This is a genomic window from Alteromonas stellipolaris, from assembly GCF_001562115.1.
GTDB lineage: Bacteria > Pseudomonadota > Gammaproteobacteria > Enterobacterales > Alteromonadaceae > Alteromonas > Alteromonas stellipolaris.
In genome coordinates this window covers 2853707-2867724 of the sequence record NZ_CP013926.1, presented here as the reverse complement: position 1 = coordinate 2867724, position 14018 = coordinate 2853707, and the positions used below count along the sequence as shown (strand labels likewise).

9 protein-coding genes are annotated in these 14018 nt (G+C 43.6%); 5 read left to right on the top strand and 4 right to left on the bottom strand.

Annotated features, from left to right (window positions below):
* Positions 1-234 precede the first annotated feature (234 nt).
* The 3 genes from AVL57_RS12185 to AVL57_RS12175 are packed head-to-tail and all read left to right on the top strand — an operon-like array spanning position 235 to position 4023.
* Positions 235-747 carry a (2Fe-2S)-binding protein gene (locus AVL57_RS12185; protein WP_057790992.1) on the top strand — a complete coding sequence of 171 codons (513 nt, stop codon included), beginning with the start codon at positions 235-237 and terminating at the stop codon, positions 745-747.
* A complete protein-coding gene (locus tag AVL57_RS12180) occupies positions 747-1769 on the top strand; it encodes an FAD binding domain-containing protein (RefSeq protein ID WP_057790994.1) in 1023 nt (340 codons plus the stop codon). Before AVL57_RS12185 ends, AVL57_RS12180 begins: the two co-directional genes overlap by 1 nt.
* Complete coding sequence (locus AVL57_RS12175; RefSeq protein WP_057790996.1) at positions 1759-4023, top strand: xanthine dehydrogenase family protein molybdopterin-binding subunit; 2265 nt, start codon at positions 1759-1761, stop codon at positions 4021-4023. Before AVL57_RS12180 ends, AVL57_RS12175 begins: the two co-directional genes overlap by 11 nt.
* A 145-nt stretch (positions 4024-4168) precedes the next feature.
* Here the strand turns inward: AVL57_RS12175 and AVL57_RS12170 are convergent, their stop codons facing one another.
* Positions 4169-7108, bottom strand: a complete 2940-nt coding sequence (locus AVL57_RS12170) for an AAA family ATPase (RefSeq protein WP_057790999.1) — start codon at positions 7106-7108, stop codon at positions 4169-4171.
* 282 nt (positions 7109-7390) lie between these two features.
* On the opposite strand from AVL57_RS12170, the gene AVL57_RS12165 reads away from it, so the two are divergent.
* Together AVL57_RS12165 and AVL57_RS12160 are read left to right on the top strand one after the other, a co-directional pair.
* Positions 7391-8602 (top strand): hypothetical protein, encoded by a 1212-nt coding sequence (locus AVL57_RS12165; protein ID WP_057791001.1) that lies wholly within the window; start codon positions 7391-7393, stop codon positions 8600-8602.
* Positions 8602-10008: a hypothetical protein gene (locus tag AVL57_RS12160; RefSeq protein WP_057791003.1), complete on the top strand. Its 1407-nt coding sequence runs from the start codon at positions 8602-8604 to the stop codon at positions 10006-10008. The genes AVL57_RS12165 and AVL57_RS12160 overlap by 1 nt, the downstream gene beginning before the upstream one ends.
* A 368-nt stretch (positions 10009-10376) precedes the next feature.
* Here AVL57_RS12160 and AVL57_RS12155 read toward each other — a convergent pair whose 3' ends face one another.
* From AVL57_RS12155 to AVL57_RS12145, 3 genes are all read right to left on the bottom strand, one after another.
* A complete protein-coding gene (locus AVL57_RS12155; RefSeq protein WP_057791005.1) occupies positions 10377-11327 on the bottom strand; it encodes a transposase in 951 nt (316 codons plus the stop codon).
* Positions 11328-11608: 281 nt separating this feature from the next.
* The gene (locus AVL57_RS12150; RefSeq protein ID WP_057791007.1) at positions 11609-13357 is read right to left on the bottom strand and encodes a flotillin family protein; all 1749 of its coding nucleotides are present in this window, start codon (positions 13355-13357) and stop codon (positions 11609-11611) included.
* Between the two features lie 17 nt (positions 13358-13374).
* Positions 13375-13995 (bottom strand): OB-fold-containig protein, encoded by a 621-nt coding sequence (locus AVL57_RS12145; protein ID WP_057791009.1) that lies wholly within the window; start codon positions 13993-13995, stop codon positions 13375-13377.
* Between the last annotated feature and the right edge of the window lie 23 nt (positions 13996-14018).

Genomic DNA, 14018 nt, shown 5'->3' with positions numbered 1-14018 from the left:
GTCTGGAAAATTAAGCTTCACAGATAATTATAAAGGTACCAAGACTGAAGGCCGCATATCCTTTCGTGCAGGAGTCAGCAGTAGTAGGCTGACTCCAGAACAAAAGGAGGCGGCCTTTTTTTGCTTCTGAACCATAAACAATCCGATAGCGTAAAGACAAGGTGAACGACAATTATTCAGCCAACTCCCTCTGAGCAGTAATGGATTGGTGGCTGTACGGTATAGGAAAACGCCATGTCTACAATTATTGTTAATGAAGAAGCTTATTCCCTCCCTGAAGATCCAAGAACCACACTACTCGATTTTTTACATCAACACTTATCCATGTTTGGCGCCAAAAAAGGCTGCGATCATGGTCAATGCGGCGCGTGTACCGTGTTGCTTAATGGTGAACGAATAAATGCATGCTTGGTTTTTGCGTTTCAGCTAGAAGGTAAATCGGTTACCACAATTGAAGGTATTGCTAATAAAACTAACGATAGCGACGCTAAATTACACCCACTACAAAAAGCCTTTGTAGAGCGAGATGCGTTTCAGTGCGGCTATTGTACATCTGGGCAGATATGTTCGGGCGTGGCGCTACTTGGTGAGCTAGCGGCAAAGAACCCCAGTGCGGTAACTTGTAGCGCTGATTACTCACAAAAAGAAGATATCAGCGAAAGAATGAGCGGTAATTTATGCCGCTGTGGCGCTTATCCCAATATTGTAGATGCGATAGAAGATGTTATCGCTTTGGAGCCACAATAATGAATCCATTTAGCGTACAACATATTAAACGTACTCAAGATATTACCGGTTTATCTACCGAAGACGGCGCTAAGTATATCGCGGGCGGTACTAACCTTATCGACCTGATGAAATTACAGGTGGAAACACCTCCCCAGCTTATTAATTTAAGTCAGTGGGAAGATGAGCAAAGTATTGCCGAAAACGATGATCATTTTCGTATTGGTGCCATGGTTACCAATACGGCACTTGCCAACTACGCTTATCACAAGCCATCACTTTCTCTGTTATCTCAGGCGTTATTAAGCGGCGCCACAGTTCAGCTTCGAAATAGAGCAACAACTGGTGGCAATTTACTGCAGCGCACGCGGTGTTACTACTTTTACGATACCACTAAAGCCTGCAATAAGCGCCAGCCCGGTTCAGGGTGTACTGCATTAACGAGCATGAACCGTATTCATGCCATTTTGGGCACAAGTAACGACTGCATAGCGACTCATCCGTCAGATATGGCAGTAGCAATGATGGCCCTTGACTCGCAGGTTGAATTAACGTCTAAAACTGGCGAGGTGCGAAACATTCCGCTCCGGGACTTTTACTGTGTGCCCGGTAGTACGCCGCATATTGAAAATGTACTCAAATACGATGAAGTCATTACTGCCGTGATTATTCCTAAGCAGCGCCATGGCACACAGTATTATCGTAAGGTACGGGATCGTTCTTCATATGCCTTCGCTCTTGTATCGGTTGGGGCAGGGCTTGTTCTTAAAAACGACACCATTGAAAAGCTGACATTGGCGTTTGGTGGAGTAGGTACTAAACCCTGGTATCCCGCGTCCGCCATAAAAGTCCTGACCGGTGCAACATTTTCTGACGACGTGCTAGACCTTGCTATTGACGCCGAATTGGCCGACTCGAAAGTGTACGGAAGTAATAATTTTAAACCTGATTTGCTTCGCAATACATTTAAAAGCGTGCTGAATTCACTTTATGAACATCAGCGTGAAAGTGGCGACCATGAAGGAGCGCTTTATGAAAATTGATATTGCAAAGAATGTATTGGGTAAGCCCATTAGTCGTGTAGATGGCATTTTGAAAGTTACTGGACAAGCACGATATGCTGCCGAGCAGCAGTTTGACGAGAAGCCGCTAATAGGGTGGTTGGTGTCATCCGATACAGCAATTGGTGAGATTACTAAGCTATCTACAGACAAAGCCGAAAGTGCTGAGGGTGTACATGCAGTGCTCACGTATAAAAATGCCGGCCCCCTTAAGCCTTTCAGTAAACCTGCGAGCGAAAGCCGCTTTACACAGAGTCGAGCGGTATTAAATGAGCCTCATATTCGGCATTTTGGTGCGCCAGTAGCCTTAGTGATTGCCGATACGTTAGAGCAAGCACGTTATGCTGCTAGCTTGGTTGAATATACGATTGATGCTGGAACACCCGATTTACTCTTATCTCCAGACCAGGCTACTAATGTGCCTGACTCTTTAGATGGTGGATTTGAAGCTGATGTCGAAAGTGGGAACAGTGATCACGATAAAAATGCTGTGTCGGTAGACGCAGATTACACCACACCATCTCAGATATCTGCAGCCATGGAACCCCACGCTACAATCGCTAATTTTGACGGCGACAAACTTACGGTGTACACCAGTGTGCAAATTATCGCATCAGCCGTAGAGGCATTAGCGGTAACCTTCGAGTTGGATGCAGAGAACATTGAGGTGAAAAGCCCCTTTGTTGGGGGCGGTTTTGGTTCAAAGTTAGGCTTGCATTACGATGCCGTATTAGCTTGTTTAGGGGCTCGATATCTTAAGCGGCCAGTGAAGGTTGTGCTAAGCAGGCGTCAGGTATTTTACAACTCTCCTCATAGGGGAAATAGCTTCCAATCTATGCAGTTAAGCTGTAACAGAGAAGGGTTATTAGGTGACATAACACACCATAGTGCAATGCCTCGAGCGAAAGGGTACGAATTTGCCGAAGCCACGGGCGCTGGTGCGCGGGTAACCTATCGCGCAGAGCATATAAAAAGTACCCATCGAATTAAAGATGCCGATATCCCACTTATCGATTCTACGCGTTCGCCTGGAGATGCTATTGGCTCTCTTGCATTTGAGTCGGCTATTGATGAATTAGCCCTCAAAGCAGGAATAGATCCCCTAACGTTTCGAATTAAAAACTTGCCTCAAGTTCATCCAGTGAGCGGCAAGCGCTTTACTACTCATAGGTTGGGAGATTGCTTGCAAGAAGGCGCTCAAAAGTTTGGTTGGCAGCACAAAGCTGCGCCTAAAAAAGGAAAGGTTATTGGACACGGTGTAGCAAGTGCTATGCGAATGAATGTATTGGTACCTAGTGCTGCCAGTATCAGTATTGATAGCGCGGGTAAGCTGGTTGTGCGCTCAGATATGACTGACATAGGGACGGGGTCTTACACCATTCTTGCACAAATAGCCGCAGGCGCGTTTCATACACAAGTGGACAATGTAGATGTGCAACTGGGCGACAGTAGTTTACCGACCTCCTGTGGTTCTGGCGGCTCTTTCGGTGCAGCTAGTACTGGCTCTGCACTAATGAAAGCTTGTGAGTTGTTGAAACAATCATTGAAGAAAGCTCTGGAGAAGAAGCTACCTAATTCTATAGGCGAATTAGCCTTGGAAGGTGACACGCTGGTGGTATATGTTCAGGACACCCACACTTCTTCAGAAATAGAGAGTTCCAAACTAGACACCCATACTGAACCACAACGTTTTCTCTTAAGCGAGCTCATCGACGAAAGCGACTTCCCATTAACTGAAATAGGTGAGGTGAGCGAGGATGATACCGCTGAAGATGAACAGTACTCATGCGGTGCCCATTTCGCCGAAGTGGAAGTGGACACCCACACAGGTGAAGTGCGACTGAAAAGACAATATGGCATTTTTTCAGCAGGTAAAATCCTCAATGAAAAAACAGCGTCTTCGCAAATTAAAGGCGGGATGGTATGGGGGGCAGGGTATGCACTTACCGAAGCCATTCATCATCACACAGATTCAGCTAGTTTTATTAACCCAGATTTTGGTGAATATCATATTGCGGTAAACCGAGATATTGCCGATGTGACGTTAGACTTTTTAGAAACGCCTGATTACGAAGCATCGCCCATTGGCGCTAAAGGTATTGGTGAACTTGGGATCACTGGCGCCGGAGCAGCTATTGCCAATGCTATTGCTGATGCAACAGGCGTGCGAATTCGAGAATTTCCGATCACCATGGATAAGGTAATGGAAGGGTTGATGAGTCAGCGCGAAAGTTAGTTTAAGGCTTGCATGAGTTGCCCTGAAAACCAGCGCTAGAAATGCCTATGTGCTAGTGCCTAATAGAATTAGTACTCATTTCTTGTAATATAGCCTGAGGTTATTAGTAGAAAGTAAGCCTTTGCGAGTAAGATTAAAAAAAAGCCTAAGATGATGGCGCTTCAAGTAGCGCCATCATCTGTGCTTCATCAATTGTTTCTTCTTCGATAAGTGCATCCGCTAATTTCACAATCTCTTGCCAGTGCTTAGTAACTAATTCACTGGTTTTGTCGGTAGCGTCTGCAATCCATTCTTGTACTGCTTGTTCTATGTCACATTCAAACAGTGATGACTTCGATTGCTTGTTTAAATAATCGATATCTAAATTATACAAATTCGGGTGCATACCAAATCTAGCAATAGCAACCCAAGCATAGTGAGTGGCTTGGGTTAAGTCGCTGCTTGCACCGGTATCAATACCGAATTCGCCGCTATATTCAACTTGAGCAGCACGGCCTGCTAAGGCTACACAGGTAAGCGCTTCCCAGTGTGCCCTAGTTTGTTTGAGTTCTTGCCCCGCCTCATAAGACACCATGCCAAGCGCCCGCTCTCTAGCAATAATGCTAACTTGTTCAATGTTGCGCTCTGGCATTAGTAGCTTAGAAATTACTGCATGACCAGCTTCGTGAATGGCGGTTTCTCGCAAGCGTTCGTTGCCGTTATTTTTGTTGTTAACTACACTTTTTGCGCCGTATTTAAGGGTATAGATTTCTTCTAGCAACATGGTGAGGGTTATGGTTTCTACTTTGTTGCGAATAGCCGTGAGTACCGCTTCACGATGAATTTTATTTAAGTCGGCCCCCGTCAGGCCGGTGGTGGGTAATAGCAATGCATTAACATCAATACCGTCATCATATAATGAGTGAGACAGCAGCTCAGAAAGCAACCATTTTCGGGCGGCTTTATCAGGCGAGGGCACCTCAAAATTCAAATCTAATCTGCCTGAGCGCGTTAGCGCTGGGTCGAGCTTATCTTTAAGGTTCGTAGCGCCGATAATAAAAATTTCGTCTTTTGAAGACGCGAAACCATCAATTTCAACCAGCAATCTATTCACCAATGCATCGGCTCTAGGGCCCATCGTGCCCCGGCTTGGCAGTGCATCAATTTCGTCGATAAATATTATACATGGCGCGTATTTACGGGCGCGCTCGAAAATGCTGGATATGAAAGACTCCGACAATATATCTGTGCCAGAGCAAGCAATAAATGGCAACGACGCTTCATGAGCAAAGGCTTTAGCAAGCATAGTTTTCCCCGTGCCTGGTGGGCCGTAAAGTAACATGCCTGCGGGCATAGAAACCCCGAGTTCGGTAAGCGTGTTTCGCTGTTTAAGCAAACTAGCTACTTCGCCTAATCTGGATTTTATGTACTTGTGCCCCGCAATATCTGAAAACGCGATATTGGGGAAGTCCATATTAATACCACCGCTTACCCCCATATCTTCGGTAAACACAATCTGGTTTACTTGAGGCGCATCGATAGTCACTATCAACTGCTGTATTTGACCAGAAGCATTTGATTCACCCGAACTACCCTGGACACCCACACCAGTGGAGCTAATTGAGTCGCCTTCATTAGGCAAATTAGCTAAGACCCCCACATCAAGGTTAGCTGAGACGCTCACATCAAAATTAATAGTTTGGTGTTTAAGCACTAGCTTTTTTGGGTGTTTAATTTCATCGTTTTCAGATAAAAACTGCAGTGCGCTTTCACTCAGCTTTACGGTTACCGATATATCGGTCGCCGGCTTGTCAGTGGCTAATAGATCATTCGCGCTATTTATAGAGGCTTGACGGAAAAAATCAGTCAGCGGGTCGATGATTAAGTGGGATATACTCGATTTTATATCGCGAACATCAAACAAGGGAGCAAAATGCAGCAACAGTAATTCACACACATGTTCACTTGGCGGGGTATAAGTAAGCCCGTATTGCTGAGAGAAAGATTCAATATCTTGTTTAATTTGCACTCGTGTAATATCGGCAAGTTTGTCCAGTGAAAGGCGATTAAATAAAAGAATACTGCCTTGTGAAAGCCTAGAAAGTAACTCGCTTGGTATAGCTTTTACTTCTCTTTCACGCTCGAGTTTTGTTTCCTTTGCAAGGTGGCTGATTAGCGCTTTCTGCCCTTGACTAGGGTGCTGTTCAAGCTGGGTGAGAAATGCTTCATTATTATAAAGCTGGGTACCTAAATTAGACGTTAAAATAACAATAGCGCTTCTAAAATCAATCACTTCTTCGGTATGTTCATCGGTTAGAAAGCCGGTTGAAAAAAGCTGAAGTATGCTAAGCAATACTTGGCTGTGGGCTTTTTCGAATTCATCTAGCACGATAACTGACTTCGGATGCTTCTTAACAAACTGGGTTAAACGGCCAGGCTCTGAATCATCGTATGTCTTTTTACCGCCAACCAAACCAAACGCTTCATTTGAGTTAGTGTACTGAGCCATATCAAACAGCTTATAGCCGCAGTCATCGTCGAGATGGTGAGCAAAACGCTCGGCTAGATAGGTTTTGCCGGTGGCGGGTGGGCCTAAGAAAAGAAAGATACCTTTTGGACGCTGCGCCGTGTCTTGCCAATCGTTTTTTACCAGGCTATCGATTAACGCTTCAATGGCAATATCTTGCCCAAATACTTCTTGTGTAAGCTTATTTTTTAACGCTTCAAATTTACTGAGACGCTTAACGATTGTGGGCTCGTGAGTTTCAGGTAGCTTAAAGACTTTATCTTGTAGGTTGCCGTCCCTAAAAGCAGGCGAATCAAGAATGGTTTCGATGGTTTTAGTTACTTCATCGGTAAAGGGCACCATAGGCAGGGCTTCTACAGCATTTAGCTTTTCTAACGTCACGGTGTCTTTAAACTGCTGGGCTAGGTCAAAATGCAGCCTGCGGGATAAGTTTTTACTTAATATCAGTTTGACAGCATTCGCTTTTTCAATGTTCAAGTCGTTGAGACATTCTGCGGCGACTTGAATGTAGGCGAGTTCTATGTGCTTAGCTCGCATTTCAACGGCAATATGTTTTGCCGTGAGTAATAGGGTCTTCACCAGTAAACTTCCTTTGTACTTAATTACTGCTATACAGATTATGTGTTCGTTGCTGGTTTTCTTGTTTTGCCCACACATTAAACTGGCGCGATGTGCCGTTTGTTAACTCACGAATCGAATAATTAACTATTGTATTTGAATCCTGATTTATCGGTATGTTTATCAGCCTGCTAATATACAATGAAATAACTAAACAGCTTGAAAGTCAATAATTTATACTTCATATTGTGATTTTGAAAAGACTCAAATTCTTTGTAGCTCAAAACGTTTTAAGGTGTCGCCATGGATTTAATTAAAGGGATTTCAGCGCTCATCGCTGATTTTGTCGAACAAAAAGATGATTGGAATTTATCATCATCTACCCCTATTTCTATTATAAAAACTGATAACAATTCTTCCTTACCTTACACGTTAGATATATCTGAGCGAGACGATGACACCAGCATACGCTTGCATTTACACAGTGAAGAAAATCTTCGAAATGTGGCACAAGCGGTACTTATCAAAAATGGCGGCGATGATTATCAAAATAGTGACGGTCCCTTTCACACGCTCATTGATGGTAAAGGCTTCAGTGTGTTTTGTGATGTATCGGAAGTTAGCTTCGACCAATTTTCCGAAAATTTCGAAGGTATTGTTGGACGTTTAGAGCAAATGCTTAAAGGCGCGGTAAAGCAGGCAATTGAACTAGTATCGGCAGATGAAAGCGATGCTGATAATGGCGAAATTGAGTCAGCCTCTGAAGATAGTCCAGCGCCGCGCGATAATGTAACTGAAAGTGCACCTACCGATTCTGATATCAGCCAATTTGAAGTAGTGTCGCCGAAAGAAGCGATTGTTCAGTTCCTTGAAAGAAAGGAATGGAAATTCAGAGATAACAGCGAAAGGCAGTCGATTGAACTTGGTATGAATTTAGACAAGTACTCTGACCACGATGGAAAGAGCCTACTGCTAATTCACATCAATTACGGGAATGATGACTTAGTTAGATTTCAAACCCCCATGATGTATAAGTTCGATTTTGCTAAAACGCCGTATTCACTTATTGCATCTGTAATTGCGTGGTATCAGTTTGAATACAAGTTTCTTTCGATGTCGCTAGACCCATCGGATGGCGAACTGAAAATATCCATCGATATACCCTTAGCGAAAGGCGTGTTGCACCACACTCAAGTGGAGCGCATTGTGGGCTTTATGATTCAATTTACCGAAGAAACCTTTGATGAACTGTTCGATGACCTGCTACATGCTCCTGAAGATGCACAAAAGTGTATTGATGGAAAAATTTCTGATTACCAACAAAATATTGAAGCCAAGAAGTGGGTTCGACAGTTTGAAACCGACCTAGTTGGGCTAAGCGAAGAGAAACGTAGTCAACTACAGCGGGCGTTAGAGGCGCTTAAAGACTCTGAAGGTAGTGGTGACGAACAGGGCTCTAGCGCTAGTGAAGGTAAAGGGAATAGCAGTGAGAGTTCTCCGCTGGAGGGAATTTGATGTCAAATACATCACCTTCAAGAGGGAAAGGCCCGTTTAAGCATTTTTTGGAATGGCTTGATGAAGCGCATGTTAGCCAGTTAACGCTCTCTACTATTCTGTTTGGTTTGATTAGTTTAGTGTTCTTTTGGTTAACCCTTAAATGGAATTTGTTACCTGAAGACCTTATGCCTTCGCGACTTACCCAAGAGAATACGGGGTTGTTTGATGCGCTAGGCGGTTGGGCATTGGGTTTTGCGGGAGCCTTGGTAGCTATTCGAATAGCCGGCTTGGCCACGAACATTCAACAGAACGACTCGATTCGAGAAGAAATTATTCACTTGAACAGTTCAGTTGAGAAAATTTCAGATATTAATTCAAAGGTTACCCGCTCTATTTACGAAGCGAAACGTGCGTGTACTGCGGTATTGCTTGAGTCTGAAGACATTCTGTTTGAATTGCCGGAGCACTTATCGAATTACCATGGTCATAAGCCGCCGCCAAAATCGCTTGAACTTTCCCCTGAAGTATTGAGCAACTTAATTGGTAATTTAGATGGACTCATTTCAACCATTGAAGAGGCATCACGTGATTTTACCTTTCGTTCATTGTTTGAGTTTGCTCGCTCCCATCCCTCAGACAGTGGCATATTGCTATCGGAAGAAACACAGTTAGATAATTTTTTCACGCGAAAAGATACTCGCGATAATATGCTAAATATTGTGGCTGAAGATGAACAAATGTACGACTTCATAGAGCAGTTGAACCTTTCATCTAAGAATTTAGGTTTGGGTATTAGCCATTTAAGAAGTAAGAATATTCTGATGGAATACACTGCTGATTTGAAAAAGCTTCTTGGCTTAGTACATAGCAATGACCTTGAGTATTCCGATGCAGCTTGGCTTTTACTAGGCATGTTTTTGCTACACGACAAAGTAGACGTACAAGGGCGCACGCGTGTTTACAACACAGGTTTTCTATTAATAAGCTTAGTGCTAGGTAGCTTACCGAATAGGGTCTTACTTAAAAAGTATTTGGAAGCTCAGCTTGAAGAAACCAGCATGGAATACACACGAAGCGGCAAAAAACGCTTAGAGGGTGAGGTAGCCAAACTCTCAGAGCAGCTTTATTACCTGCGCGGCGCAGAAGTGACACGCACAATTTCTTATGGCTCCGAACTTGAGACACCCACAGACAATTCTAGTTCGGGAAGTGCTGACAGTGAAAGCTCTTCCGATTTAGCTGATGTGATCAGTCTATTTAAAACATGCGCAAATAAAACGGATGTACTGAGAGTTAAATCGAAAGTCACAGGATTGAACCAAACGGTTTATAACAATAAATATGAAGACAGCCTCAGCGCTTCAAACTCCAAATCAAGAGATAGTGGAAAGGAAGGCTCTAAGTCTGTAGAAAGTACTAATTAATTATAAGTGAAATCTGGACACCCGCAGAAGTGACACACCCGCAGAAGTGACACGCACAATTTCTTATGGCTCCGAACTTGAGACACCCACAGACAATTCTAGTTCGGGAAGGGAGTGAAATCTGGACACCCACACTATGTATATTGCAAGTTTGTGGGTGTCTTAAGCTGAAGGTTAGCATTACATATTTTACTAAGGAAAGTTTCCGTGATAGTGATACAAATACCTGATGGAGGTTTATTAGCTGATATCAAAAGCTTATTTCAAGGGGCGTGGAGAGGACTTACTTAACTGAAAGACCATCACAGATGTTAGGCTTCTCTTACAAAGGCGATAACTTGTGATGCAAATAGCAGCTGAATTGCTTGTTAAGCTAGCTTAAGTTTCTGTGTTTTACCTATACCTATACCTATAGCTATAGTTAGGCTTATCGACGTAGAGAATTGATTTTCAATGCCCATCACCATAGATTGCCAGTCTATATGTTGTAGCCCAGTGCGGACTAGGATAGGGGAATAGCTATGGTCGATACTCCCAGTTTTATTCGCCACTATATGTCTGCCAGTGTTATCCACTAATTCCAAGTAATCCTTGAGTTTGAAGGGCAAGCCTTTAACCGTGCTACTAACGCTATTGGTGAATGGGAGTAAAAAGTTAGGTTGCGCACTCTTTTTTGCCGCCGTGATTCTTTTCTGAATACTCGTAAAGTCAGAGGTCTCAGGCGTTTTCGCTAAACCCACTCGAAGTGGGTTCAAATCGACGTATGCCATACAAGCAGCTAATGCTGCTTCGTCTAATAACGATTGGGACTTGAACCGACCCTCCCAAAAGCGGCCTGTGCAGTCATCCTCTTTGTTCGCAAGACGTGCGATATATTCATTTAGCAGCCGCATGAACCAACTGATATCGTACAGACGTTGACGATAAATGTTTGCGGTCGATATTACTGCCTGGATCTGTGCTTCAGACATTAACATCCTCTGTTCAGTTATCTTATATTGGCGTGTTAATTCAGTGCCTTTGTGAAGCGAATGCCAGCGCGACAAAACTTCTTCAGTGCTCCAGGCTAGAGCTTCGTCTCTATCTACATGCAATACCACGTGAGTGTGGTTGCTCATCACGGCATAAGCACAAATGTTTATCGCGAATGCATTGGCTAGTGTGAGCAATCGGTCTTCAACCCATTGGCGACGGTGTTCGTAACTTTTACCACTGTAGTGATCTTCGCCGCACAGAAATGCTCGGCGGACGCAACGCGAAACACAATGATAGTAGGGAGTATCTTGTAGGCTAATAAGCGATTTTCTTGGGCGTGGCATATTGTGAAACTACGATATCAATAAGTTTTACTATCATGACTTCAGTTAAGATAGATAACTACTGAACTTGAGAATGGTTTGTGTGGATGTCCAAAGCTGATTGGGAGCCTAAGTGAAATTTTTGTGTGGTTGTCTAAGGTGAAATCCTACACTGTGGGTGTCCAAGTTTGAACTCGGGTTTAAAGAGGTAAATCGTAAAAATGAACTAGGTTCATTTAGGCGAAAAAAAAGCCCCTAGGAAGGGGCTTTATTAAATTAAATATATCAGTGGCTGTTCAAAACTACTTAGCTTGTTTATCCGGTTTTGGTGGGGCTGGAGTTTTAGCCACTGACGCACTGGCGGCGGTGCCTGTCAGTATCTGACTATTGCCAGTAAGTAGGTCATCAAGGGTGCCGTTTTCGCTATTCACCAAGCCCACTTCACGAAGCATAGCATCTACCACTGGCGCATTGGCACGGTAACTAAGGGCGGCTTGAGTAACCTGGTCGGCTAAACCTCCCCCTGTGGAAACGGTTTGTCCATTGCCAGATTGGCTATTGCCTTGCCCATAACCTTGAAGAATTTTTATGCCTTCAATGTTTTCAAGTGGCTTAACCGCTTGTTCAATCAGTTCAGGTAATACTTCCATCATAGCGAGCGATTTTTGCAGTTCAATTTGCTCGTCTTTCAGCGTATTTTCAGCTTCATAAAGGGCTTGTTTACCTGCAGCTTCTACAGCAAGTACTTTTTCATCGGCTTCGGCTTGAAGCATCTTCGCATCAGCACTGGCTTTTGCTTCAGTGAGAATGGCTTCTGCAGTATTTTTAGCTGCTTCTTTCTTGGCAGCTGCTTCAACAGTAATGTTCACCGCATCGCGTTCCGCTTCTTTTTGCGCATCGATGACTTCAATTTGCTTCTTACGTTCAGCGTCGGCCACCAATTTAGCGGTAATAACGGCTTCTTCTTTTTCAACTTTGGTTTTCTCTGCTTCCGCAGCTTTTGCTCGAGCCGCCGATTCTTCTTCCGATTTGTTAGCTACTGCAATTTGTTTCACCTGCTCGGCAACTTCAACTTCCTGCTGTTGACGAATGCGGGCTTGCTCAAGAGCTTGGCTTTTCGCAATCTCTTGGGTTTCTATTTCGCGAGACTTTTCAATTTCAGCCGCTTCAATAGCACGGTTTTTAGCAATTTCAGCTTCCCGCTCTTCACGCTCTTTCATTTCACGCTGCTTTGAGATTTCTGCTTTTTGTTCTTGGCGTTTAAATGCAAGGGTTTGCTCTTGCATCAATCGAGCTTCTTCTTCATCGCGCTTAACCTCTAAAGACTGTTTCTCGGCAGCTAGGTTACGTTGTTCAATAAGAATACGGTTTTCTTGCTGAATATCGTTAGTTTCTTTGCGTTTTTCTTCAATTATTTTAGCCAGACGGGCTCTACCTTCGGCATCAAATGCATTGTTTTCATTGAAAAATTCTAGGTCGGTTTGATCGAATCCCGTTAAGCTTACAGATTCCAACTCCAATCCATTCTTTTCAAGATCGTTGGCTACACTTTGTTGTACTTTCTGTACAAAATCGGCACGTTGCTCATGCATTTCAGTCATGGTCATCTCAGCTGCTACCGCGCGTAGCACGTCGACAAATTTCGACTCCATTAGTTTTTTAACTTCTTCTGCTCGGGTTGTACGCGTACCTAAAGTTTGCGCTGCCATAGAAATTCCGGCTGAATTAGGCGCCACGCGAAGATAGAAATCAGCTTTAACATCAACGCGCATTCTATCTTTCGTTATAAGCGCATCTTTTTGCGTTTTTTCCACTTCTATACGAAGTGTGTTCATATTGACTGGAATAATTTCATGTACAACAGGGAGCACTATCGCGCCACCATCTTTGATGACTTTTTCGCCACCAAGGCCTGTTCGAACAAAGGCAGTTTCTTTGGTCGCTCGAGTGTACAGTTTGGCAAAAATAAGCCCAATGGTGATAAGGGATATAACAATAATACCTGCAATAAATAGCAATGAAGGTAAGTTTGATGTTTGAAGGGTTTCCATACTCAGTCTCTTATTTATTATTGATAACGGGTGGCTAACCAGCTGTGGGTAGTTTTCTTAACAAGGATAACGCGTTCACCTTGCTTGAAGAGTTCATTGTCTTCAAAAGGTTCGACTAAAACATAGTGGGGCTGTGAATAATCATCGGTGAATTTAGCTTCTGCCGGATTCCCCTTTGATGCGATGCCAATAGTAATATGCGCTACAGCACCAATGAAGTCGTCGCTTTGAATGGCTGAAGTTTGAAACTTGGGAATGACAGCGGCAATTATCACACTCACTTTCGATGTGAATATGATACCGACAACGGCAGCAAAAGGGAGTGAAACCCAAACGGGGAGGGTGATATTAGCGATAGATTGGGTGGCGAAATTAGTCACAAACCCGAGTAAACCGAAAATGGTTAGAAGCACCACAAGCCATATCAACAGTGGGACTCTATCTAAATTGAGCCAGTTTCCAAAACTAAGAATAGAACTACTTTCTACATCAATATTTGAGATAGGCATATCGTCAAGCAAGCCAACCATGCTTATGCCAAAAACAAGCCCCACAATCTCTATAATAAATAAAATAGCTACTGTGGCTAACGCGATGCTAAACCAAAAATTAGCGTCACTCAGCAAAATATCTAACATTTACACCGTCCCTGATGAAGTTT

Coding starts and splice junctions, on each gene's coding strand:
- AVL57_RS12185 (WP_057790992.1), top strand. CDS start 235: ATGTCTACAATTATTGTTAATGAAGAAGCTTATTCCCTCCCTGAAGAT.
- AVL57_RS12180 (WP_057790994.1), top strand. CDS start 747: ATGAATCCATTTAGCGTACAACATATTAAACGTACTCAAGATATTACC.
- AVL57_RS12175 (WP_057790996.1), top strand. CDS start 1,759: ATGAAAATTGATATTGCAAAGAATGTATTGGGTAAGCCCATTAGTCGT.
- AVL57_RS12165 (WP_057791001.1), top strand. CDS start 7,391: ATGGATTTAATTAAAGGGATTTCAGCGCTCATCGCTGATTTTGTCGAA.
- AVL57_RS12160 (WP_057791003.1), top strand. CDS start 8,602: ATGTCAAATACATCACCTTCAAGAGGGAAAGGCCCGTTTAAGCATTTT.
- AVL57_RS12155 (WP_057791005.1), bottom strand. CDS start 11,327: ATGCCACGCCCAAGAAAATCGCTTATTAGCCTACAAGATACTCCCTAC.
- AVL57_RS12150 (WP_057791007.1), bottom strand. CDS start 13,357: ATGGAAACCCTTCAAACATCAAACTTACCTTCATTGCTATTTATTGCA.
- AVL57_RS12145 (WP_057791009.1), bottom strand. CDS start 13,995: ATGTTAGATATTTTGCTGAGTGACGCTAATTTTTGGTTTAGCATCGCG.